General features: G+C 60.5%; 16 protein-coding genes. 10 read left to right on the top strand and 6 right to left on the bottom strand.

The window, feature by feature from the left end; genetic code table 11:
* The first annotated feature begins 33 nt into the window (after positions 1-33).
* Positions 34-933 carry a bifunctional methylenetetrahydrofolate dehydrogenase/methenyltetrahydrofolate cyclohydrolase FolD gene (gene folD, locus BN1800_RS11660; protein ID WP_086997615.1) on the top strand — a complete coding sequence of 300 codons (900 nt, stop codon included), beginning with the start codon at positions 34-36 and terminating at the stop codon, positions 931-933.
* 2 nt (positions 934-935) lie between these two features.
* Here the strand turns inward: folD and BN1800_RS11655 are convergent, their stop codons facing one another.
* Positions 936-1,958: a LacI family DNA-binding transcriptional regulator gene (locus tag BN1800_RS11655; protein WP_086997612.1), complete on the bottom strand. Its 1,023-nt coding sequence runs from the start codon at positions 1,956-1,958 to the stop codon at positions 936-938.
* Between the two features lie 274 nt (positions 1,959-2,232).
* On the opposite strand from BN1800_RS11655, the gene BN1800_RS11650 reads away from it, so the two are divergent.
* The 6 genes from BN1800_RS11650 (at position 2,233) to BN1800_RS11625 (ending at position 9,258) form a co-directional block, all read left to right on the top strand.
* Positions 2,233-3,594 (top strand): ABC transporter substrate-binding protein, encoded by a 1,362-nt coding sequence (locus BN1800_RS11650; RefSeq protein ID WP_027509911.1) that lies wholly within the window; start codon positions 2,233-2,235, stop codon positions 3,592-3,594.
* A 166-nt stretch (positions 3,595-3,760) separates the two neighbouring features.
* Positions 3,761-4,774: a carbohydrate ABC transporter permease gene (locus tag BN1800_RS11645; protein WP_027509912.1), complete on the top strand. Its 1,014-nt coding sequence runs from the start codon at positions 3,761-3,763 to the stop codon at positions 4,772-4,774.
* 1 nt (position 4,775) lies between these two features.
* Complete coding sequence (locus BN1800_RS11640; protein ID WP_086997609.1) at positions 4,776-5,939, top strand: carbohydrate ABC transporter permease; 1,164 nt, start codon at positions 4,776-4,778, stop codon at positions 5,937-5,939.
* A 35-nt stretch (positions 5,940-5,974) separates the two neighbouring features.
* Entirely contained in the window at positions 5,975-7,627 is a 1,653-nt protein-coding gene (gene bglA, locus BN1800_RS11635) for a beta-galactosidase BglA (RefSeq protein ID WP_086997606.1), read from the top strand.
* Positions 7,628-7,647: 20 nt separating this feature from the next.
* Positions 7,648-8,736 carry an ABC transporter ATP-binding protein gene (locus tag BN1800_RS11630; protein WP_027509915.1) on the top strand — a complete coding sequence of 363 codons (1,089 nt, stop codon included), beginning with the start codon at positions 7,648-7,650 and terminating at the stop codon, positions 8,734-8,736.
* Positions 8,737-8,904: 168 nt separating this feature from the next.
* Positions 8,905-9,258, top strand: coding sequence for a hypothetical protein (locus BN1800_RS11625; protein ID WP_037141864.1), 354 nt, complete (start codon positions 8,905-8,907; stop codon positions 9,256-9,258).
* 49 nt (positions 9,259-9,307) lie between these two features.
* Here BN1800_RS11625 and edd read toward each other — a convergent pair whose 3' ends face one another.
* The 5 genes from edd to BN1800_RS11600 all read right to left on the bottom strand — a co-directional run bounded on the left by edd (position 9,308) and on the right by BN1800_RS11600 (position 16,250).
* Positions 9,308-11,128: a phosphogluconate dehydratase gene (gene edd, locus BN1800_RS11620; RefSeq protein ID WP_086997602.1), complete on the bottom strand. Its 1,821-nt coding sequence runs from the start codon at positions 11,126-11,128 to the stop codon at positions 9,308-9,310.
* A gap of 52 nt (positions 11,129-11,180) precedes the next feature.
* The gene (gene pgl, locus BN1800_RS11615; RefSeq protein ID WP_086997599.1) at positions 11,181-11,879 is read right to left on the bottom strand and encodes a 6-phosphogluconolactonase; all 699 of its coding nucleotides are present in this window, start codon (positions 11,877-11,879) and stop codon (positions 11,181-11,183) included.
* Between the two features lie 11 nt (positions 11,880-11,890).
* The gene (gene zwf, locus BN1800_RS11610; protein ID WP_027509919.1) at positions 11,891-13,366 is read right to left on the bottom strand and encodes a glucose-6-phosphate dehydrogenase; all 1,476 of its coding nucleotides are present in this window, start codon (positions 13,364-13,366) and stop codon (positions 11,891-11,893) included.
* Positions 13,367-13,501: 135 nt separating this feature from the next.
* The gene (locus BN1800_RS11605) at positions 13,502-14,800 is read right to left on the bottom strand and encodes an NAD(P)/FAD-dependent oxidoreductase (protein WP_086997596.1); all 1,299 of its coding nucleotides are present in this window, start codon (positions 14,798-14,800) and stop codon (positions 13,502-13,504) included.
* Positions 14,801-14,813: 13 nt separating this feature from the next.
* Complete coding sequence (locus tag BN1800_RS11600; RefSeq protein WP_027509921.1) at positions 14,814-16,250, bottom strand: glutamine synthetase family protein; 1,437 nt, start codon at positions 16,248-16,250, stop codon at positions 14,814-14,816.
* Between the two features lie 173 nt (positions 16,251-16,423).
* Here BN1800_RS11600 and BN1800_RS11595 point away from each other — a divergent pair, with 173 nt between their 5' ends.
* The 3 genes from BN1800_RS11595 (at position 16,424) to BN1800_RS11590 (ending at position 20,680) form a co-directional block, all read left to right on the top strand.
* The gene (locus BN1800_RS11595) at positions 16,424-17,557 is read left to right on the top strand and encodes a BaiN/RdsA family NAD(P)/FAD-dependent oxidoreductase (RefSeq protein WP_244564483.1); all 1,134 of its coding nucleotides are present in this window, start codon (positions 16,424-16,426) and stop codon (positions 17,555-17,557) included.
* A gap of 150 nt (positions 17,558-17,707) precedes the next feature.
* Positions 17,708-17,851: a hypothetical protein gene (locus tag BN1800_RS41365; RefSeq protein ID WP_167333897.1), complete on the top strand. Its 144-nt coding sequence runs from the start codon at positions 17,708-17,710 to the stop codon at positions 17,849-17,851.
* Positions 17,852-18,148: 297 nt separating this feature from the next.
* Positions 18,149-20,680, top strand: a complete 2,532-nt coding sequence (locus BN1800_RS11590; RefSeq protein ID WP_086997589.1) for a methyl-accepting chemotaxis protein — start codon at positions 18,149-18,151, stop codon at positions 20,678-20,680.
* Positions 20,681-20,747 lie beyond the last annotated feature (67 nt).

The following is a 20,747-nucleotide window of genomic DNA, read 5'->3' as shown; positions in this document are numbered from 1 at the left end:
TAGCTTGCGCGCGACGCAGGGCAGGAGAATCGCGTGACGACAGTGATCGATGGCAAGCAGGTAGCGGCTTCGGTAATCGAAACGGTAAAGATGGCGACGGCTTCGCTGGAAAAGCAGAGCGGCGTGAAGGCCGGCCTTGCCGTGGTGATCGTCGGCGACGATCCGGCAAGCCATGCCTATGTCAGCTCGAAGAGCAGGATGGCCAAGGAATGCGGCTTCAAGTCGGTGCAGCACACGCTTTCGGTCGAGACGACGCAGGAAGAGCTTGCCGCACTCGTTTCGTCGCTCAACGCCGATCCCTCAATTCATGGCATCCTCGTGCAGCTGCCGCTGCCGAAGCATCTGAAATCCGAGCCGATCATCCAGTCGATCCTGCCGGAAAAGGATGTCGACGGATTGCACGTCGTCAATGCCGGAAAGCTTGCAACCGGCGACCTTGAAACCGGCCTCGTCTCCTGCACACCGGCTGGCGCGATGGTCTTCGTCCGCCGCATGCACGGCGAGGACCTGTCCGGGCTGAACGCTGTCGTCATCGGCAGGTCGAACCTCTTCGGCAAGCCGATGGCGCAGTTGCTGCTCAATGCCAATGCGACGGTGACGATCGCTCATTCGCGTACCAAGGATCTACCCGCCGTCTGCCGCAATGCCGATATACTGGTGGCCGCCGTCGGCCGCCCCGAGATGGTCAAAGCCGATTGGGTAAAGCCCGGCGCTACCGTCATCGACGTCGGTATCAACCGCATTGCCGCGCCGGAAAGGGGCGAGGGCAAGACACGGCTGGTCGGCGATGTCGCCTTCGAGGAAGCATCCAATGTTGCCGCGGTGATCACCCCGGTTCCAGGTGGCGTCGGTCCGATGACGATCGCCATGCTGATGGCCAATACCGTCATTGCCGCGCATCGCGCAGCCGGACAGACACCGCCGACGTTCTGAACCTATCGCGGGGCAGGGCCGGTCGAGGCCCTGACGACCAGCTCAGCTTTCCACAGCTCCTGCTCCGGAAAGGAGCCGGCCTCTTTGACGGTGCCGATCAGGCGCTGCGCAATGCGGGCGCCGGCGGCACGAAGGGACGAGCGCGTCGTCGTCAGCGGGACCGAAAAGTTCTCCGGCTTCAGAAGCGGCAGCTCGTCGTCATGGGCGATGAGCGAGATATCCTCACCGAGCTTCAATCCGGCCTGGTTCAGGGCGCGGATCGCGCCGAGTGCGAGCACGGTGCTGGAGCAGAGCAGGGCGGTCGGAGGCTTCGGAAGCTGCAGAAACTGCTCCATCGCGATCAGCCCCTGCTCGTCGGTCATCAGCGAGTGGCTGACGCAGGTTTCGGCGAGCGTCAGCCCACGTTCGGAGAGCGCCACGGCGACGCCATTTTTCCGTCGGATCGCAAAATCGAGATGCTCAGGTCCGTTGATCAGCGCGAACCGCGTGTGACCAAGCTGCAGCAGCAGTTTCGCCGCATCGTAGAAAGCGGCCTCGTTGTCGACATCGAGGTAGGGATAGTCCGGCTCCGATCCGAACGAACGGCCATGGACGATGAACGGCATCGCCAGCGATTTCAGCATCACAAGCCGCGGATCATGGGCGCGCATATAGGCGACGAAAAGCGCATCGACATTGCCGCTGATCGCCAGGCGGCGCAGCGCTGCCACTTCATCGTTCGGGTCCGAGGGCATGATGACAAAATGAAAGTCCTGCCGGACGGCTTCCTCGCCGAGGCCGGCCAGAAATTCGCCGAAATGGACGTCTGAATGATGGCCATGCGCCATCGGCATCACCAGTCCGATCGAGCCCGCCTTACCGGTCGCAAGACGCTGAGCCGCCTTGTTTGGCCGGTATCCGGTTTCCTTCACAGCGCGCAGCACCCGTTCGCGCGTTACCTCGCTGACTTCAGGATAGCCATTGAGCGCGCGGCTGACGGTCGTCTGCGAAAGACCAAGCAATTCCGAGAGCTGTTTGAGATTCACCGGCCGCGTTTCCTCCTCAGCGCTTACACACCTCCCATGTGTGCCCAAAGCGCTTTCAATTATGTATCAGCTATGGCGCTTGACTCAAGAAAAATCGCTCCATATTCCCCTTCAGGTGCCGCCGCAATGGGCAATCAAAGCGTCTCATTCCGCGGTATTTTGGAAATGGCTTGACTCTTTTCTGCCGAAAGTGAAATGAGTGTCAAAGCGCTTTGAAAATTCGCTCTCGGGAGGTTGGGAAGCGCCGTTGGGATTGTGATGGGAGGTTGATCACATGAAGAAGATTCTTTTGATGGGCGTTGCCGCGGCGGCGCTGGTTGCCGGGGCAGCTTCTGCTGCCGACCTGAAGTTTCCGCCCGGTCAGGATACGAAGTTCAACTGGAAGAGCTATGACGAGTTCAAAGCTGCTCACGCCGATTTGAAAGGTGAGCCGCTGACGATCTTCGGGCCGTGGCGCGGTGAGGACGAAGCCTTCTTCCGCAGCATTCTCGCTTATTTCACCGAGGCGACCGGCGTTGATGCCACCTATTCGTCCTCCGAAAACTACGAACAGCAGATCGTCATCGATACGCAAGCGGGCTCGCCGCCGAACGTCGCGATCCTGCCGCAGCCGGGCCTTCTCGCCGATCTCGCCAGCAAGGGGCTCCTGACGCCGCTCGGAGAGGAGAATTCCAAGTGGGTGAAGGAAAATTACGGCGCCGGCGATAGCTGGGTCGGTTACGGCACCTACAAAGGCAAGGACGGCAAGGACGGCTACTACGCATTCCCTTACAAGGCCGACGTGAAGTCGCTTGTCTGGTACGTTCCGGAAAACTTCAAGGAAGCCGGATACAAGGTTCCGACCACGATGGAACAGCTTCATGACCTGACGGACCAGATCGTCAAGGATGGTGGCGTTCCGTGGTGCATCGGCCTCGGCTCCGGCGGTGCGACGGGCTGGCCGGCAACCGACTGGATCGAAGACCTCATGCTGCGCATGCAGAAGCCGGATGTCTATGACAAGTGGACTACGAACGAAGTGAAATTCACCGACCCGGCGGTCATTGCCGCGATCGATGAATTCGGCAAGTTCGCCAAGAACGCGAGCTATGTCGATGGCGGCGTTGCCGCCGTTGCTTCGACCGATTTCCGCGACAGTCCGAAGGGTCTCTTCGCCGTTCCGCCGAAGTGCTATATGCACCATCAGGCTTCGTTCATCCCCTCCTTCTTCCCGGAGGGCACGAAGCTCGGCCAGGATGCCGACTTCTTCTACATGCCGACCTTCGCAGCGCACGCCGATCTCGGCAAGCCGGTTCTCGGTGCCGGCACGCTCGTGTCGATCACCAAGGACTCGAAGGCCGCTCGCGCATTCGTCGAGTTCCTGAAGACACCGATCGCGCATGAGGTCTGGATGGCGCAGTCGAGCTTCCTGACCCCATACAAGGGCGTCAGCACCGCGGCCTACGCCAACGAGCAGATGAAGCGCGAAGGCGAGATCTTGACGACGGCCACGACCTTCCGGTTCGACGGTTCTGACCTCATGCCCGGCAAGATCGGCGCAGGCGCCTTCTGGACCGGCATGGTCGATTTCGTCGGCGGCAAGTCTGCGGAAGACACAGGCAAGGAAGTCCAGGCCGCCTGGGATGCCATCAAGTAATCATCGATAACCGGTGCCGCGGGGGAAACCCGCGGCATTGCTGGTATGATGGCCGGAGCTGTGGGGGTCCGGCCAACGCCGGATACTGTGATCAAATGCAACAAAGAAGTTGACGGTAACTGGTGCCAGCCCTTCAAGATAGTCAGGGGTAGCACGGGAGGGACGAATGCTGTCGCAGATAGTTTCCGCGTTGGGCGTTGTGGTCGTGGCGGTATTCGCCTGCTCGGCCTACTTCTATTTCTCGAACAAGATTCTGGATCTGGCGCTGCCAGTCAAAGACGGCGGCATGCGCGCGGCTACGCGCAATCTTAACCGCCGCGCGATGATCCGCCCATGGCTCTTTCTCGGCCCGGCGCTGTTTCTGCTGATCGTCTATCTCGTCTATCCGGTCATCGCGACGCTTATTTTGTCATTCTATGACCGTTCCGGCTCGAGTTTCGTGGGCTTGGCCAATTATCAGTGGGCCTTCGGCGACCGCGAATTCCGCCAATCGATTTTAAACAACATCCTCTGGCTCGCCGTCGTTCCGGCCGCCTGCACGTTCTTCGGCCTGGTCATCGCCGTCATGACCGACCGCATCTGGTGGGGCAATATCGCAAAGAGCATCGTCTTCATGCCGATGGCAATCTCCTTCGTCGGCGCCTCGGTCATCTGGAAGTTCATCTATGAATATCGCGGCGGCAACGACGTCCAGATCGGCCTCCTGAATGCAATCGTACAGCTCTTCGGCGGCACGCCGGAGGTTTGGATATCCGTTCCTTTCTGGAACAATTTCTTCCTGATGGTAATCCTCATCTGGATCCAGACCGGTTTTGCGATGGTCATTCTCTCGGCCGCCCTTCGTGGCATACCGGAAGAAACGATCGAGGCTGCCGTCATCGACGGCGCCAATGGGTGGCAGATTTTCTGGCGCATCATGGTGCCGCAGATCTGGGGCACGATCGCCGTCGTCTGGACCACGATCACCATCCTCGTCCTCAAGGTTTTCGACATCGTCCTGACCATGACCAACGGTCAGTGGGACTCGATGGTACTCGCCAACCTGATGTTCAACTGGATGTTCCGCGGTGGTGGCGACTCCGGCCGAAGCGCAGTCATCGCCCTCATCATCATGCTGGCCGTGACGCCGATCATGGTGTGGAACGTCCGCCGCGCGAACCGCGAACTCGGAGGCAACTGAGATGACATTGTCAGCACGCTTCCTCAAGATCGGCCCGGCGCGTCTCTTCGTTCACGTCTGCGTCCTTCTGATCGTCATCATCTGGCTGATCCCGACGCTCGGCATCTTCGTCAGCGCCGTACGCGATAAGGACCAGATCGTCGTTTCCGGCTGGTGGACGGCCTTTGCCGGCTCGACACGCACGGTTGCCGCCCGTGTCGGTACCGCCGACCAGCAGAAACAGGAAGGCGCCACCTACGTCATTTCCGGCAATCTGCTGGAGGGACAGGATGGTCGCTCTTTGAAGGCTTTCGGCACACGCATCCAGCAGCCGTCAGCCTACCAGGCGGGCGAGACAGCCAATCTCGGCGAAGGCCTCAGCCTCCAGGTCAATGAGGACGGCACTTATCGCTATATGAAGAACGCCGCCTTCACGGATGACGACGCCGGCCGCCGCGTCTATGTCGCGGTTTCCACGCCGCCCGAATTCACGCTGCAGAATTACAAGACCGTGCTCACAGGCGAGGGGATAGGCCAGTCGTTTATTAACTCGCTGACTGTGACCATTCCGGCAACCATTATTCCGATCCTGATTGCCGCCTTCGCGGCATACGCCCTGAGCTGGATGGAATTCCCGGGCCGTGCCTTGCTGATCGCCCTCGTCGTCGGCCTTATTGTCGTGCCATTGCAGATGTCGCTGATCCCGCTGCTGCGTCTCTACAACATGGTGGGCTCGGCTTTCGACGTTCCGTCGAAGACCTATCCCGGCATCTGGCTGGCACACACGGCCTTCGGCATGCCGCTCGCCATCTTTCTGCTCCGCGCCTATATCGCAGGGCTGCCGAAGGAGATCATCGAATCGGCGCGCGTCGATGGCGCAAGCGACTTTGAGATCTTCGTCCGCATCGTTTTGCCCCTATCCTTTCCCGCGCTCGCGTCTTTCGCGATCTTCCAGTTCCTCTGGGTGTGGAACGACCTGCTTGTCGCCATGGTCTTCCTCGGCACCGATCGGCAGCACCTCGTGCTAACCGGCGCGCTGAACGCGCTGCTTGGCTCGCGCGGCGGCAACTGGGAAATCCTGACGGCGTCCGCCTTCGTTACCATCGTCGTGCCGCTGCTCGTGTTCTTCGGGCTACAGCGCTATCTGGTACGCGGGCTGCTTGCGGGTTCGGTCAAGGGGGGCTGATCCATCCCAACACGACACATCCCACAGGAACACACATGAGCATAGCATCCCAATCCACTCTGACGGTCGATAAGGACTGGTGGCGCGGCGCGGTAATCTATCAGATCTATCCGCGCTCCTTTCAGGATTCGAACGGCGACGGCATCGGTGACCTGAAGGGCATCACCGCCCGTTTACCGCATGTAGCAAGCCTCGGCGCTGACGCGATCTGGATTTCGCCCTTCTTCACCTCGCCGATGCGCGATTTCGGCTACGATGTCTCGGACTACGAGAACGTCGATTCGATCTTCGGCACGCTGGTGGATTTCGACACGATGATAGCAGAGGCCCATCGCCTCGGCATCAAGGTGATGATCGATCTCGTCATTTCGCACAGCTCGGACCAGCATCCGTGGTTCGCCGAAAGCCGTTCCAGCAAGACGAATGCAAAGGCGGACTGGTATGTCTGGGCGGATGCCAAGCCGGACGGCACGCCGCCGAACAACTGGCTGTCGATTTTCGGCGGCTCGGCATGGGCGTGGGATCCGCGGCGCATGCAGTATTATCTGCACAACTTCCTGACCTCGCAGCCGGACATGAACCTGCACAATCCGGAAGTGCAGGACCGGCTGCTCGACGTCGTCCGCTTCTGGCTAAAGCGCGGCGTCGACGGCTTCCGTCTCGACACGATCAATTTCTATTTCCACGACCAGCAACTGCGCGACAACCCGGCTCTGCCGCCTGCACGCCGCAATGCTTCGACCGCGCCGGCGGTCAACCCCTATAATTTTCAGGAACACGTCTACGACAAGAACCGCCCTGAGAATATCGCGTTCTTGACGCGTTTGCGCGCTGTCTTGGAAGAGTTTCCAGCAATTGCAGCCGTCGGCGAAGTGGGCGATAGCCAGCGGGGCCTGGAGATCGTCGGCGAATACACGTCCGGAAACGACAAGATGCATATGTGCTATGCCTTCGAGTTCCTCGCTCCCGATCCGCTTTCCCCGGAGCGTGTCGAGGAGGTGATGAAGGATTTCGGCGCCGCCGCGCCCGATGGCTGGGCCTGCTGGGCATTCTCCAATCACGACGTCATGCGTCATGTCAGCCGCTGGGGTTCGCTCGTCGCCGATCATGACGCATTTGCCAAGCAATATGCCTCGCTGCTGATGACCTTGCGCGGCTCCGTCTGCCTCTATCAGGGCGAGGAGCTCGGCCTGACCGAAGCCGATCTTGCCTATCAGGACCTGCAGGACCCCTACGGCATCCAGTTCTGGCCGGAATACAAGGGACGCGACGGTTGCCGCACGCCGATGGTCTGGGACTCGCAGGTTTCCCAGGGCGGCTTCTCAACCGTCACGCCGTGGCTGCCGGTTCCGGTCGAGCATATCCTGCGCGCCGTCAGCGTGCAGCAGGGCGACGAGAATTCCGTGCTCGAGCACTACCGCCGCTTCCTCGCCTTCCGCAAGCATTACCCGGCTTTTGCCAAAGGCGAGATCGAATTCGAGCAGCCGCAAGGTGATGCGCTTGTCTTCACACGCAGACATGGCAACGAGCAATTGCTCTGCATTTTCAACATGAGCCCGGTCGAAGCTGCCGTAACATTGCCCGCAGGCGATTGGCAGACATTGACGGGGCATGGGTTCACCAGCAATAACTACGGCGGGAAGATCGATATTCCGGCTTGGGGGGCACACTTCGCCCGCCTCGCGTAAGGATCAGAGGGAGGCATTCGATGACGGGACTGACGCTTAAGGAAATCCGCAAATCTTATGGATCGGTGGACGTGCTGCATGGTATCGACCTGGAGATCAATCAGGGTGAGTTCATCGTCTTCGTGGGACCGTCCGGATGCGGCAAGTCGACCCTGTTGCGGATGATAGCCGGCCTGGAGAACATCACCGGCGGCGACATGTATATCGACGGCCAGCTCGTCAATGACGTGCCGCCGTCGAAGCGCGGCATCGCCATGGTGTTCCAGTCTTATGCGCTCTATCCGCACATGACGGTTTACGACAACATGGCCTTTGGCATGAAGATCGCCGGCGAAAGCAAGCAGGAGATCGACAGGCGGGTGAGGGCCGCTGCCGAAAGCCTGCAACTTACCAATTATCTCGATCGCCTGCCGAAGGCGCTTTCCGGTGGCCAGCGCCAGCGCGTTGCGATCGGCCGCGCCATCTGCCGCGATCCGAAGGTCTTCCTTTTCGACGAGCCGCTGTCGAACCTCGACGCCGCGCTACGCGTCGCAACCCGCATCGAGATCGCCCGCCTCAACGAGCAGATGGCCGATACGACGATGATCTACGTCACCCACGACCAGGTCGAGGCGATGACGCTTGCCGACCGTATCGTCGTGCTATCGGCCGGCCACATCGAACAGGTAGGCGCGCCGCTGGAGCTCTACGAGCGTCCGGCAAACCTCTTCGTCGCGAAGTTTATTGGCTCTCCGGCCATGAACATCATTCCCTCGACCGTCAGTGAAGCGGGTGCCACCACGACGATCACGCTGACAGGCGGAAAGTCCGTCACGCTCGACATTCCGACCGCCGCTTCCGAAAAGGGCAAGACGGTAAGCTTCGGCGTGCGCCCCGAAGACCTTCAGATCGCCAATGGCGACGACTACATCTTCGAAGGCAAGGTCTCGATCGTCGAAGCGCTCGGCGAAGTCACGCTGCTTTATATCGAAGGCCTGGTGCCGGGAGAACCGATCATCGTCAAGCTTCCGGGCATTACCGACATCAAGAAGGGGCAGAACATGAGGTTCGCCGCCGATCGCTCGAAGCTGCATCTTTTCGATGCGGAAGGCCACACTTACAGAAAGTAGGAAGCCATTTTTGGGCGCTTCTTTTGTGAGCGCCGGAAACGCCGCGATCATCACCTTCTGTTAAACATCCGCTGCTAGCTTCGCCTTATAGTTTTAAGGGGAATTAGGGTCGTGGGTGCATCCAATCCATTGCCTCCAGGGCATTTTCTGAACAAGGAAGAATCCTTCATGTACGACCGCGAACAGCGGTTCAAAATGGAGGATACGATGAACGCGGCGCGAATCGAATATACCGAGAAGGGCGTCATGCACATGGCGTCTCGGCGCTGCGATATTATCCGAATCTCGATGAGCAGCGCGGTCCTTGCGATCCTGACGCAATTCACTCTGCCGAAGCAGTTTTATCTGGATATTCCGGACGCGCGCATCACCAAGGTCGGCTGCATGCTGATGCGGGTGAATACCAACAACACCATCGAAGTTCGCTTTCTGCGCCTGCTGACGCAGAAGGAGATGAACAAGATCTTCGTCTACAGCACGCATCCGGCGCACCGCGACTACGTTCTCGACGTCCGCGCCTGATCGGACGGCACTGGAATTAAAAAAGCCCGCGAGCGCGGGCTTTTTTGCGTTAGTGGAAGAGGACGCTGGCGCCGTGGTCCGAGGCGCCGACGGCGCGGCGGAACGGGGCGAAGAGCTCGCGGCCCATGCCGAATTCGTTGTCGGAGAGGTCGGCCGTCACCGGCTCGCGGTCTGCGAGGGTGGCGGCATCGACGAGGACTTCCAGCGTGCCGCGGATCGCATCGAGCCGGATGATGTCGCCGTCCTGGATGCGGGCGATCGGCCCGCCTTCGACGGCCTCCGGCGTGACATGGATCGCAGCCGGCACTTTGCCCGACGCACCGGACATGCGTCCGTCCGTCAGCAGCGCGACGTGGAAACCGCGGTCCTGCAACACGCCGAGCGGTGGCGTCAGCTTGTGCAACTCTGGCATGCCGTTCGCCTTCGGACCCTGGAAGCGGACGACCGCCACGAAGTCGCGGTTGAGCTTGCCTTCCTTGAAGGCGTCCTGCAGTTCCTGCTGACTGTGGAAGACGATCGCCGGCGCTTCGATGATATGGCGGTCCGGCTTTACCGCGGAGATCTTGATGACCGCCTTGCCGAGATTGCCGCGCAGCATCTTTAGGCCGCCATTCGCCTGGAACGGCGTTTCAATGGTGGCGAGCACCTTGGCATCGTGGCTCTTCAGCGGCGCCGGTTCACGAACTATCGTTCCGTTGTCGCCGAGGCGGACGTCGATCGTGTAGGCTTCGAGACCTTGGCCGGCAACAGTGCGCACGTCATCGTGCAGCATGCCCTTCTTCAAAAGCTCTTTGATGAGGAAGCCCATGCCGCCTGCGGCGTGGAAATGGTTCACATCCGCCAGACCGTTCGGATAGACGCGGGCAAGCAGCGGGATTTCCTCGGAGAGCTCGGCGATGTCCTGCCAGGTAAGCTGGATGCCGGCAGCGCGCGCCATGGCGACGAGATGCAGTGTATGGTTCGTGGAGCCGCCGGTCGCATGCAGGCCGACGACGCCGTTGACGATGGAACGCTCGTCGATCATTTCACCGGCCGGCGTGAATTCGTTGCCGAGCGCGGTGATCGCCAGCGCGCGCTTTGCCGCCTCGCGCGTCAGCGCTTCGCGCAGCGGCGTGCCCGGATTGATGAAGGAAGAGCCGGGCAGATGGAAACCCATGATCTCCATCAGCATCTGGTTCGAATTCGCAGTACCGTAGAAGGTGCATGTGCCCGGGCCGTGATAAGATTTGGACTCTGCTTCGAGGAGCTCGGCGCGGCCGACCTTGCCTTCCGCATAGAGCTGGCGAACACGCGACTTCTCGTCATTGGGAAGCCCGCTGGTCATAGGCCCTGCCGGAACGAAGATCGAGGGCAGGTGGCCGAAGGAAAGCGCAGCAATCACCAGACCCGGCACGATCTTGTCACAGACGCCAAGGAAGAGCGCTGCGTCGAACATGTTGTGCGATAAACCGATGCCTGCAGACATGGCAATCAGGTCGCGGGAAAAGAGGGACAGCTCCATGCCCGGCTGGCCCTGCGTGACGCCATCGCACATGGCAGGGACGCCGCCGGCGACCTGGGCAATGCCGCCGGCTTCCGCCGCAGCTTCGCGGATGATCGCCGGATAGGTCTCGAACGGCTGATGGGCTGAGAGCATGTCGTTGTAAGCGGTGATGATGCCGAGATTGGGCACGCGATCGCCCGCCAGTGCATCCTTCTCGGCGGGGGAACAGATCGCAAACCCGTGCGCGAGGTTGGCGCAGCCGAGGATCGAGCGGTTCACGCTCTTGGAAGCTGCGGCGCGCAGGCGCTCCAGATATCGTTCGCGCGTCGGTTTCGATCGTTCGACGATGCGGGACGTGATCGCGGAAATGCGTGCGTTAGCGGACATGGGAGGTATCCTGCCTTAGTTGCTCTCAAGTTTTATGTTCGCCGGCTCTGCCTTACGGCGCCCAGTAGATTTCGACCGGGGAAGCCGCCCGGCGAAGAACGGCCCGGATCGGCATCTCTGCGTCTTCTCCGGCATCTTCCGCTTTCGCCAACGTATCCTTCTTGCCCGCGCCTTCGATGTGAAGCACCAGGAGCGCGGCATCCTGAAGGCTGGAGAAGGTGAAGGTCAGGCGCGGCTCGCCGGCGCCTTTGGCTTCCATTGTGATGATGCCACGCGGCGTTGCCAGATCGAGTGCGGCAGCAAGGTTGCTGCCGCCGGGAAAGAACGATGCGGTGTGGCCGTCGCCGCCCATGCCGAGGATCACCACGTCGAACGGGTTGCTGATCGCTTTCGTCTCGGCAGTCGCGAGCTTTGCCGCATATTCGGCAGAGTCCGTCTTCTGGTAGAGCGGCACGAAGCGCGCTGCCTTCGCCTTGTTCTGCAGCAGGTTGTTCGCGACCAGCAGATGGTTCGAACGTTCATTGTCCGCGGGAACGAAGCGCTCGTCAACAAGCGTGACCGTCACCTTGCTCCAGTCGAGGCCGCGGGTGGAGAGCTCCTGGAAGAAGGCTTTCGGGGTCGAACCGCCGGAAACGGCGATGCTGGCCACTCCGCGGGCCGTGATCGCTGCAGAAAGCCGCTCCGTCACCTTGTCTGCAAGGCTGCTTGCGAGTTCCGCGGCATTGGTAAAAGCATGCAAGGTGGCTGCCATCGCTCGCGATCCTAGATGTTGTCGTGCCAGGTGCGGCCTTCACGCTCAATGAGCGCGATGGCCTGGCTCGGGCCCCAGGTGCCGGCGGTATAGCCCTGAACGAGCTGGCCGGTCGTTTCCCAACCCTTGAGCATCGGGTCGACCCACCGCCACGCGGCTTCAACTTCGTCGCGGCGCATGAAGAGCGTCTGGTTGGAACGGACGACGTCCATCAGCAGGCGCTCGTAGGCGTCCGGATTGCGCACGTTGAAGGCTGACGCAAAGCTCATGTCGAGCGAAACGTTGCGCAGGCGCATGCCGCCGGGGCCGGGGTCCTTGATCATCAGCGATTGCTTGACGCCTTCGTCCGGCTGCAGGCGGATGATGAGCTGGTTCTGGTTGATGCGTCCGGCCGCCTGATCGAAGATCGCGTGCGGGATGGGCTTGAAGGTGATGACGATTTCCGACATGCGGCCGGCAAGGCGCTTGCCCGTGCGTATGAAGAAAGGAACGCCTGCCCAGCGCCAGTTGTTGATTTCGGCCTTGATGGCAACAAAGGTTTCGGTGTTGGAAACGCCGCCTTCGAGCTCTTCCAGATAGCCCTTGACCGGGCCACTGCCAGAAGCGCCGGCGCGATATTGGCCGCGAACCGTTACCTGCTCGACATTCGACGAATCGATCGGTTTCAGGGCACGGAGTACCTTCAGTTTCTCGTCGCGGACAGCTTCGGAATCCATCGACGACGGCACCTCCATGGCTGTCAGGCAGAGGAGCTGCAGGATGTGGTTCTGCACCATGTCGCGCAATGCGCCGGCAGTGTCGTAGTAGCCTGCGCGTCCCTCGAGGCCAACAGCTTCGGCAACCGTGATCTGCACGTGGTCAATGTAATTGGCGTTCCACAGCGGCTCGTAGAGGGCGTTCGCAAAGCGCAGCGCCATCAGGTTCTGCACCGTTTCCTTGCCGAGATAGTGGTCGATACGGAAGATCTGCTCTTCCTTGAAGGCGCGGCCGATCGTGTCGTTCAGCGACAGCGCCGAGGAAAGGTCGCGGCCGATCGGCTTTTCGACAACGATGCGGGTCGACTTGGTGATCAGCTTGTGGTCGGCGATCTTCTGGGAGATGTCGCCGAAGATGCCGGGTGCGACGGCAAGATAAAAGGCACGGACGCGGTCCTTGCCCTCGTCCAGCAGCTTCTTCAGCTGATCCCAGCCGCCGTCAGAACGCGCGTCGACGGGGACGTAAAAAAGGCGCCTGCAGAATTTCTCGACTTCCGCATCGTCATATTCGCCCTTCTTCAGATGCTCCTTGAGGGCATCCTTGGCGAACTTGCGGTATTCGTCGTCGGAAAGCGGGCTGCGCGAAGCGCCGATAATGCGCGTCGGCTCGGTGAACTGGCCCTCGATCTGGCGGTGATAGAGGGCGGGAAGGAGCTTGCGCTCGGCAAGATCGCCGCTGCCGCCGAAGACGACATAATCAAAGGGTTCGACGGGAATGATCTGGCTGCTCATGAGCTCTTCTCTCAATCAGGCTGGTTGCGGCCGTTTTAATCTAATCGATTTAAAAAAGCCAGTGTGCGATGCAATGAATCTGTCCGGTCCCGGTTTTAAAGCGAATTGCCCCGGGAGGAAATCCCGCAATCGTCCCTAAAACTTGTCGCGCAGCGCGAACCACGACAAGGCCAGGAAAAGCAACGGTGCGCGCATTGCCGCACCACCGGGAAACGCCGGAATATCGAGCGCCTTGAAGAGCTCGAGATCGGCGGACTTTCCAAGCACCGTTTCTGCATAAAGTTTGCCGCAGTAATTTGACAGCATCACTCCATGGCCCGAATAACCACCGATCGAGGTAACGCCCGGCATCACTTCGCGCACGAAGGGCTGGCGCGGCATTGTTATGCCGACACTGCCGCCCCAGGCATGCGTGATCTTGATGTCCTTGAGATCCGGATAGATTTCGGCGATCTGGCGGCGGATATGTTCGCTAATTTCGCGCGGATTGTCGGCGGTATAGGCTTCGCGGCCGCCGAAGAGCAGCCGCCCGTCTTTGGATTTCCGGAAATAGCGCACGACGAAACGCGAGTCGGCGACGGCCTCCCCGCCGGGAAGCACGGCGGGATATTTGTCGAGCGGCACGGTTGCGCCGATGAACGAGCGGATCGGCATGACATGGCTTGCCGTTACCGGCTCCAGATTGCCGATATAGCCGTTGCAGGCAATCAGCGCGCGGCCGGCGGTGATCGTGCCCTTCGGCGTTTCGATCGTCACCTTGCCGCTGCCCTGGCGGATTGCGGTCGCCTTGGTCATCTCGAAAATCTGCGCCCCCGCATTGGCCGCAACGCGCGCCAACCCGATCAGCAGCTTCAGCGGATGAATGTGGCCGGTGCCGGTGTCGCGCACGCCGCAGTAGTAGCGCTTGGAGCCAAGGCGTTCCTGCGTCTCTTCCCTGTCCATGAATCGCAGATGTGGATAATCGTAGCGCAACGCGGCAATCTCGGCATTCTCGTAATAGTAGCGTTTGTAGCGTTCCTTGTGCGAGACGTTCATCTGACCGGGCATGAATTCGATGTCGATCTGATGCTCGGTCGCAAAATCGAGCAGGTGTTTCTTGGAAGCCTCCGCAAGATCGAAGAGTGCCTTGGAACGTTCGTAGCCGATCTTCTCTTCCAACTCCTCCGGCCACGAGCGCTGGCCGGTGCCGAGCTGCCCGCCGTTGCGGCCGGATGCCCCGTCTCCGAAACGGCAGGCATCGATCAGCATGACCGAAACGCCGGCATTCGCCAGATTGTATGCCGCCTGCAAACCGGTATAGCCGCCGCCCACGATGGCGACGTCGCATGTCTTCGATCCGTCGAGCTCCGGATAGGTCGGCCGCTCCCCCACCGTCGCCTGATACCAGGAAACGCCGGGCGCGATGGGGCTCTGCCAGTTTTCTTGCACCGTCATGAGGTGAGCCTCCTCACACGTTGAGCAGCAGGAATTCGCGTTCCCAGGGGCTGATCACCTGCATGAAGGTTTCGAACTCTCCCCGCTTCACGCCTGCATAGAGGCCGATGAATTCCTTGCCGAAGACCTCCTCGAATGCCGGTTCATCTTCCATCAGGGCAACGGCTTCGAGCAGGCCGCGCGGAAGGTCGATCGACCCTTCGTTGGCGGCGTCCTCGGTCGGTGCCGTGGGCTCGATTTCCTTCATGATGCCGAGGAGACCGGATGCCAGCGACGCGGCCAACGCCAGATAAGGGTTAGCATCCGAGCTCGGCAGACGGTTTTCGACACGCCGCGCCTGCGGGTCGGAAACCGGCACACGGAATGCCGTGGTGCGGTTGTCGTAACCCCAGGCGTTGTTAACCGGGCAGGACATGTTCGGAGCGAGGCGCCGGTAGGAGTTGACGTAAGGCGCGAGCATCACAAGCGCGCTCGGCACGTATTTCTGCATGCCGCCGATGAAGTGGAAAAACTCTTTCGACGCCGATCCGTCGGGATTGGAAAAGACGTTCTTGCCGGTCTCGATATTGACGACCGACTGGTGGATATGCATCGCCGAGCCCGGCTGGCCCTGCATCGGCTTCGCCATGAAGGTCGCGTAGATATCGTGCTTCAGCGCCGCCTCGCGGATCGTGCGCTTGAACATGAAGACTTGGTCGGCAAGCTCGATCGGGTTGCCGTGGCGCAGGTTGATCTCCAGTTGCGCCGGACCCTCTTCGTGGATCAGCGTATCGATCTCTAGGCCCTGCTTCTCGGAGAAGTGGTAGATGTCGTCGATCAGTTCGTCGAATTCATTGATGCCGGCGATCGAATAGCCCTGACCGCCGAGGATCGAGCGGCCTGAGCGGCCCTTCGGCGGGCGCAGCGGATAGTCGGGATCGTCGTTGTTGGCAACGAGATAGAATTCGATCTCCGGTGCGACAACCGGCTTCCAGCCGCGTTCGGCGTACAGACCCATGATCCGCTTGAGGAGGTTGCGCGGCGTATAGGGGACCTCCTCGCCTTCCGAGTTGACGATGTCGCAGATCACCTGCGCCGTTGGGTCCGTCTCCCAGGGAACGACAGAAAGCGTCGAAAGATCGGGCATCAGCTTCAGGTCACTGTCGCGCGGCTCGTAGCGGAAGCTCTCGGTCTCCTCGGGATATTCGCCGGAGATCGTGTGGCGATAGATCGCCGAGGGCAGGGCGAGCGACGTATTGGAGGTGAATTTCGAGGTCGGCATCATCTTGCCGCGCGGAACGCCGGCGAGGTCGGGAGTGATGCATTCGATGTCCTCGATGCCGCGTGTGCGAAGCCACTGCGCCGCTTCCTTCCAGTTTGCCACACCGCGCGAAGATCCGGGATCCGGGGGAATTTTCGTAGAGGCAGGCACGTTTCTAGCAGGTTTCAGCGTCGTCTTTTTTGGTGACATGACACACATGTTCGCGGTTGATCGGAAGGTCATCATAGCCGGAGTTTGGCAATTGGCGAGGGGCGGCAGCGTTGACTTTCGCCATTCGATAGAAAAAGAAAGCCCATTCACGGAAGGAAAATGGTTTGAGACTGAAGAGCGACGTGATCGTCATAGGCGCGGGCGCCGCCGGAATGATGTGCGCCATCCGCGCCGGGCAGCGCGGCCGCTCAGTGGTCGTGCTCGATCACGCGAAAGCGCCGGGCGAGAAAATCCGCATCTCGGGCGGCGGCCGCTGCAACTTCACCAATATCAATGCCGGCCCGAAGAATTTCCTGTCGGCCAATCCCCATTTCTGCAAATCCGCGCTCGCCCGCTTCACGCCGGCCGATTTCGTCGCCATGGTCGACCGATATGGGATTGCATGGCACGAGAAGACCCTCGGCCAACTCTTCTGCGATGACAGCGCCAGGGATATCATCCGCATGTTGCTCGACGAGATGCAGGCGGCAGGCGTACAACTGCGGTTGCAGACCGAAATCCTGGCCGTCGAAAAAGGCATCGACGGCTTTCGCGTCAGGACATCCGACGACGAATACGAGTGTACTTCGCTCGTCGTGGCGACCGGCGGCAAGTCGATACCAAAAATGGGGGCAACGGGCTTTGCCTACCGCATCGCCGAATTGTTCGGTCTCTCTTTGGTCAAAACGCGCCCCGGTCTCGTCCCGCTGACGCTTGATCCCGTCTTGCTGGAGAGCATTGCGCCGCTATCCGGCATCTCGGCGCCCGCCGAAATCCGGCATGGAAAAACCGGCTTCCGTGAAGCCCTGCTCTTTACCCACCGCGGTCTCAGCGGCCCGGCGATCCTGCAAATATCCTCCTACTGGCGGGAGGGAGACGAGATCGCCATTGGTATCGAGCCGGATGTCGATCTTCTTCTGCATCTAAAGAAAGCCAAGCAACTAAACGGCCGTCAGTCGGCCCAGACGGTGCTCGGGGAAATTCTGCCGAAACGGCTGGCGCAATATCTGACGGAGCGCGAAGGCATATCAGGCAACATGGCCGACCTCTCCGACAAGGTGCTCATCCGTCTTTGCGATGCAGCACAGAACTGGAAGATCAAGCCTTCCGGCTCCGAAGGTTATCGCACCGCGGAAGTGACGCTCGGCGGCATCGATACCGCCGGACTCGATTCCCGTACGATGCAGGCAAAAGGCGTGCCCAGCCTCTATTTCATCGGTGAATGCGTCGACGTGACCGGATGGCTCGGCGGCTATAATTTCCAATGGGCCTGGGCCTCGGGCTTTGCCGCAGGCGAATCCTTGTAGGGACGAATCTGGGGAACGGGATTCAAGACTTCTTAAGCACGGTGCGCCATCGTGTCCCAATGGCCGTATGGAAAGAGCTTCCTAAATTAAGCTTTACCGGCAAGCCGTTTTGGTGGATTGTTGAGTCTTGAAGGAAGTGAGGTTCTACGCATGAACAGGAACACACAACGCGCCCGCGCCATTGCAATCGCTCAGGCAAGACCTGATACAAAGCTCGCGGCCGTCCGCTTCCTCATGCTCGCGACCGGCGCAACGGCCGCACTTGTGGCCCTCCTGATCGCTCACGCCGTTTAAGGCATTTCCTTCGTCATACTTTTTGAGGTTTGCCCTTGCGCGGCAAACCGGTTGCGCGGACGCCCGCCATGCAACGATGGGATTTCGATTGCATCAGCTTATACGAAAATTAAGATATCCTCTGCCACATTCACCGCGAATGTTTGGGCATCGCCGCATTCTGCTTGCGATGATTTGGCAATGATTGCCGCCTGACCCCCCTCGGGTTTCCCCAGTGTCTCACAGTCAGCTCGATGTACTCGGCCGGCGCCGATTTCAGCCGGTGGGAGGAGTGGTGTATGGAAGGCCGGTATCGCCATGTTTATTGACAAGATTCTTTCGCGCTTCAAGATCAAGACCAAGGTCCTGATCTTCGTCCTGCCTTTCGTGGTCGCCATTTCCGCCGTTGGCCTGACAGGCCTCTATGCTTCCGGCCTGCTGCAGGGCCGCATGGAGATTTCGAACAGCGTTCTCCAATCGCTGAGCGGCTTCAAGGATCTCTATGGTTCGATGGGCGATTTCCTGCAGGTTACCAACCAGGAAGCGCGCGACAAGCTCTACGCCGACATCAAGACGCAGCAGGATACGCTGAAAGCCACCCTGGACCAGATCGGCGACAAGGACGGCCGCGAAAACCTGCAGGCCGCGTCAAACGGCACGGCTGGGATTGCGGATACCGTCGGCAAGCTATGGACTCTTCATGAACAGGAGCTGGCGCTCCGCAAGTCGATCGACGACGCACGGAAGACGCTGATAAGCAGCCGGTTCAACGTCAATTACGACGCACAGCAGCTCCAGGAAAATATCCGCAACGATGAAGGCAATGCCACCGCGACGCTCCGCGCCGCAGACCGGCTGTTGAAGGGTGGCGATACGCTTGCCTCCGTCATGGCAGCCTTCAACAAGGCGCAGGCGCCCGCCGACAAGCTGAAAGTCGTCACCGACGCGATCCCGCAGATCGCCAAAGCGCAGCGCCTCATCGAAATCTCCGTCCCGCAGAACCAGAAGAGCATGACGCAGTCGATCGCCCAGACGATCAGCGACCTCAAGACGCAGGCCGCGGCACCTGATGCAGCGACCGACGAAGCGATAGCCAACCTTGGCCGCCTCGTTTCTCGCTTCCGCCAGATGTCGACCTATACGCAGCTGACGGCGACGCAGATGATGCGGGAAGCGACGACGACGTTCGTCGAACTCGACGGCCGCATTGCTCAGACGAACTCCGTTCTAGAGGATACTCGCCGCCTCGAGACCTCCATCTATTCGCTGCAGCTGGTGCTCGGCGACTTCACCGCCAAGCCGAACCCGGACAACCGCGTTCGCCTGCATCAGGAAATCACGACGCTTGGCACCAACCTCAACACATTGCTGGCAAGCGCCAAGGGCATGGACTTCGCGGAAGACATCGTTGCCGTCATGTCGCCCGCACTTGCTTCCATGGACAGCGACGGCGAAAAGCTGGTCGCGACGATCGCCCAGCGTACTACCGACTATGCAGCCGCCCGTCAGCAGCTCGACAGCGTCTGGGGCCAACTCACCACCTTCGCCGAGCTGCAGAAGCAGTCGGCCGGAACTGAGCGCACGCAGGCAAACAGCATCTCCGTTCTGACGACCGGCCTCGGCATCCTCGTTTCGATCATCGGCGGCTTCGCCCTCGTGCTGACGCTGCAGCGTCCGATTGGCCAGATCACGGCCGCCATGCGCCGCATCGCCGACGGTTCGTTGGATACCAGCATTTCCGGCGAAAAACGGTCCGATGAGATTGGCGACATGGCCCGCGCCCTCGGCATTTTCAAGGAAAATGCGATCTCGAAGATCCGCATCGAGGAAGAGAGCGAAGAAGAGCGCGCGGCTGCCGAACAGGAACGCCAGCGCAACGATGCCGAAAAGCGCGAGATGGATCGCCAGATCGAGTTCGCCGTCAACGAGCTTGCGGCCGGCCTTGAGCGGATGGCGCAGGGCGACATCTCCACCACGATCGAAACGCCTTTCATCGGCCGCCTCGAGCAGCTGCGTCAGGACTTCAACGGTTCGATGCTGCGTCTCCAGGCAACGATGAGCCAGATCCGCGACAATGTTGAAATGATTCAGGGCAACGGCAATCAGATGGCGCAGTCCGCCGAGGACCTTGCGAAACGGACGGAGCATCAGGCTGCCTCTCTCGAGGAAACGGCTGCGGCCGTCGATCAGATCACCGTCACTGTCCGTTCGTCGGCAGAGCGTGCCAAGGATGCCGACCAGATCGTTCGCCAGGCCAAGCGCAGCGCCGACGACTCGGCAACGATCGTCAGCAATGCCATCGATGCGATGACCCGCATCGAGGACGCGTCCCGCAAGATCGAGCAGATCATCGGCGTCATCGACGAGATCGCCTTCCAGACCAACCTCCTGGCGCTGAATGCCGGCATCGAAGCCGCACGTGCCGGCGACGCAGGCAAGGGCTTCGCGGTCGTTGCCATGGAAGTCCGTGAACTGGCGCAGCGCTCCGCCGCTGCTGCAAAGGAAATCAAGGGCCTGATCAACAAGTCGACGACGGAGGTCAGCTCAGGCTCGCAGTTCGTTCAGGAGACCGGCACGGTGCTTGCCAAGATCAGCGCCCAGATCGTGACGATCAGCCAGCATGTCGAGATGATCGCCCGCGCAAGCCATGACCAGTCGAGCGGGCTGCAGGAAGTCAACTCGACCGTCAATCAGATGGACCAGATGACCCAGCAGAATGCCGCGATGGTCGAAGAGACGACCGCCGCAAGCCGCGAGCTTGCCGGTCAGGCGGATGCGCTCCTCGGTCTCGTCCAGCAGTTCAAGATCGACGGCGAAAGTTCCGAGGCGGCGATCTACCGCGCGGCATAATCGGCATCATCTTGCATTTCGCGAATCGGCTCCGGCTTCCGGGGCCGCTTTCCTATGGTTGCAATTT

Origin of the sequence: Rhizobium sullae, assembly GCF_900169785.1 — a bacterium.
GTDB lineage: Bacteria > Pseudomonadota > Alphaproteobacteria > Rhizobiales > Rhizobiaceae > Rhizobium > Rhizobium sullae.
The sequence above is the reverse complement of the archived record's forward strand: the minus strand, read 5'-3'. Positions and strand labels throughout refer to the sequence as shown.

Excerpts from the sequence above, each read along its gene's own strand:
- BN1800_RS11630 (WP_027509915.1), top strand. The coding sequence starts at position 7,648 with ATGACGGGACTGACGCTTAAGGAAATCCGCAAATCTTATGGATCGGTG.
- BN1800_RS11625 (WP_037141864.1), top strand. The coding sequence starts at position 8,905 with ATGTACGACCGCGAACAGCGGTTCAAAATGGAGGATACGATGAACGCG.
- pgl (WP_086997599.1), bottom strand. The coding sequence starts at position 11,879 with ATGGCAGCCACCTTGCATGCTTTTACCAATGCCGCGGAACTCGCAAGC.
- bglA (WP_086997606.1), top strand. The coding sequence starts at position 5,975 with ATGAGCATAGCATCCCAATCCACTCTGACGGTCGATAAGGACTGGTGG.
- BN1800_RS41365 (WP_167333897.1), top strand. The coding sequence starts at position 17,708 with ATGAACAGGAACACACAACGCGCCCGCGCCATTGCAATCGCTCAGGCA.
- BN1800_RS11650 (WP_027509911.1), top strand. The coding sequence starts at position 2,233 with ATGAAGAAGATTCTTTTGATGGGCGTTGCCGCGGCGGCGCTGGTTGCC.
- BN1800_RS11595 (WP_244564483.1), top strand. The coding sequence starts at position 16,424 with ATGATGTGCGCCATCCGCGCCGGGCAGCGCGGCCGCTCAGTGGTCGTG.
- edd (WP_086997602.1), bottom strand. The coding sequence starts at position 11,128 with ATGTCCGCTAACGCACGCATTTCCGCGATCACGTCCCGCATCGTCGAA.
- BN1800_RS11605 (WP_086997596.1), bottom strand. The coding sequence starts at position 14,800 with ATGACGGTGCAAGAAAACTGGCAGAGCCCCATCGCGCCCGGCGTTTCC.
- BN1800_RS11600 (WP_027509921.1), bottom strand. The coding sequence starts at position 16,250 with ATGTCACCAAAAAAGACGACGCTGAAACCTGCTAGAAACGTGCCTGCC.
- BN1800_RS11590 (WP_086997589.1), top strand. The coding sequence starts at position 18,149 with ATGTTTATTGACAAGATTCTTTCGCGCTTCAAGATCAAGACCAAGGTC.
- BN1800_RS11645 (WP_027509912.1), top strand. The coding sequence starts at position 3,761 with ATGCTGTCGCAGATAGTTTCCGCGTTGGGCGTTGTGGTCGTGGCGGTA.
- zwf (WP_027509919.1), bottom strand. The coding sequence starts at position 13,366 with ATGAGCAGCCAGATCATTCCCGTCGAACCCTTTGATTATGTCGTCTTC.
- BN1800_RS11640 (WP_086997609.1), top strand. The coding sequence starts at position 4,776 with ATGACATTGTCAGCACGCTTCCTCAAGATCGGCCCGGCGCGTCTCTTC.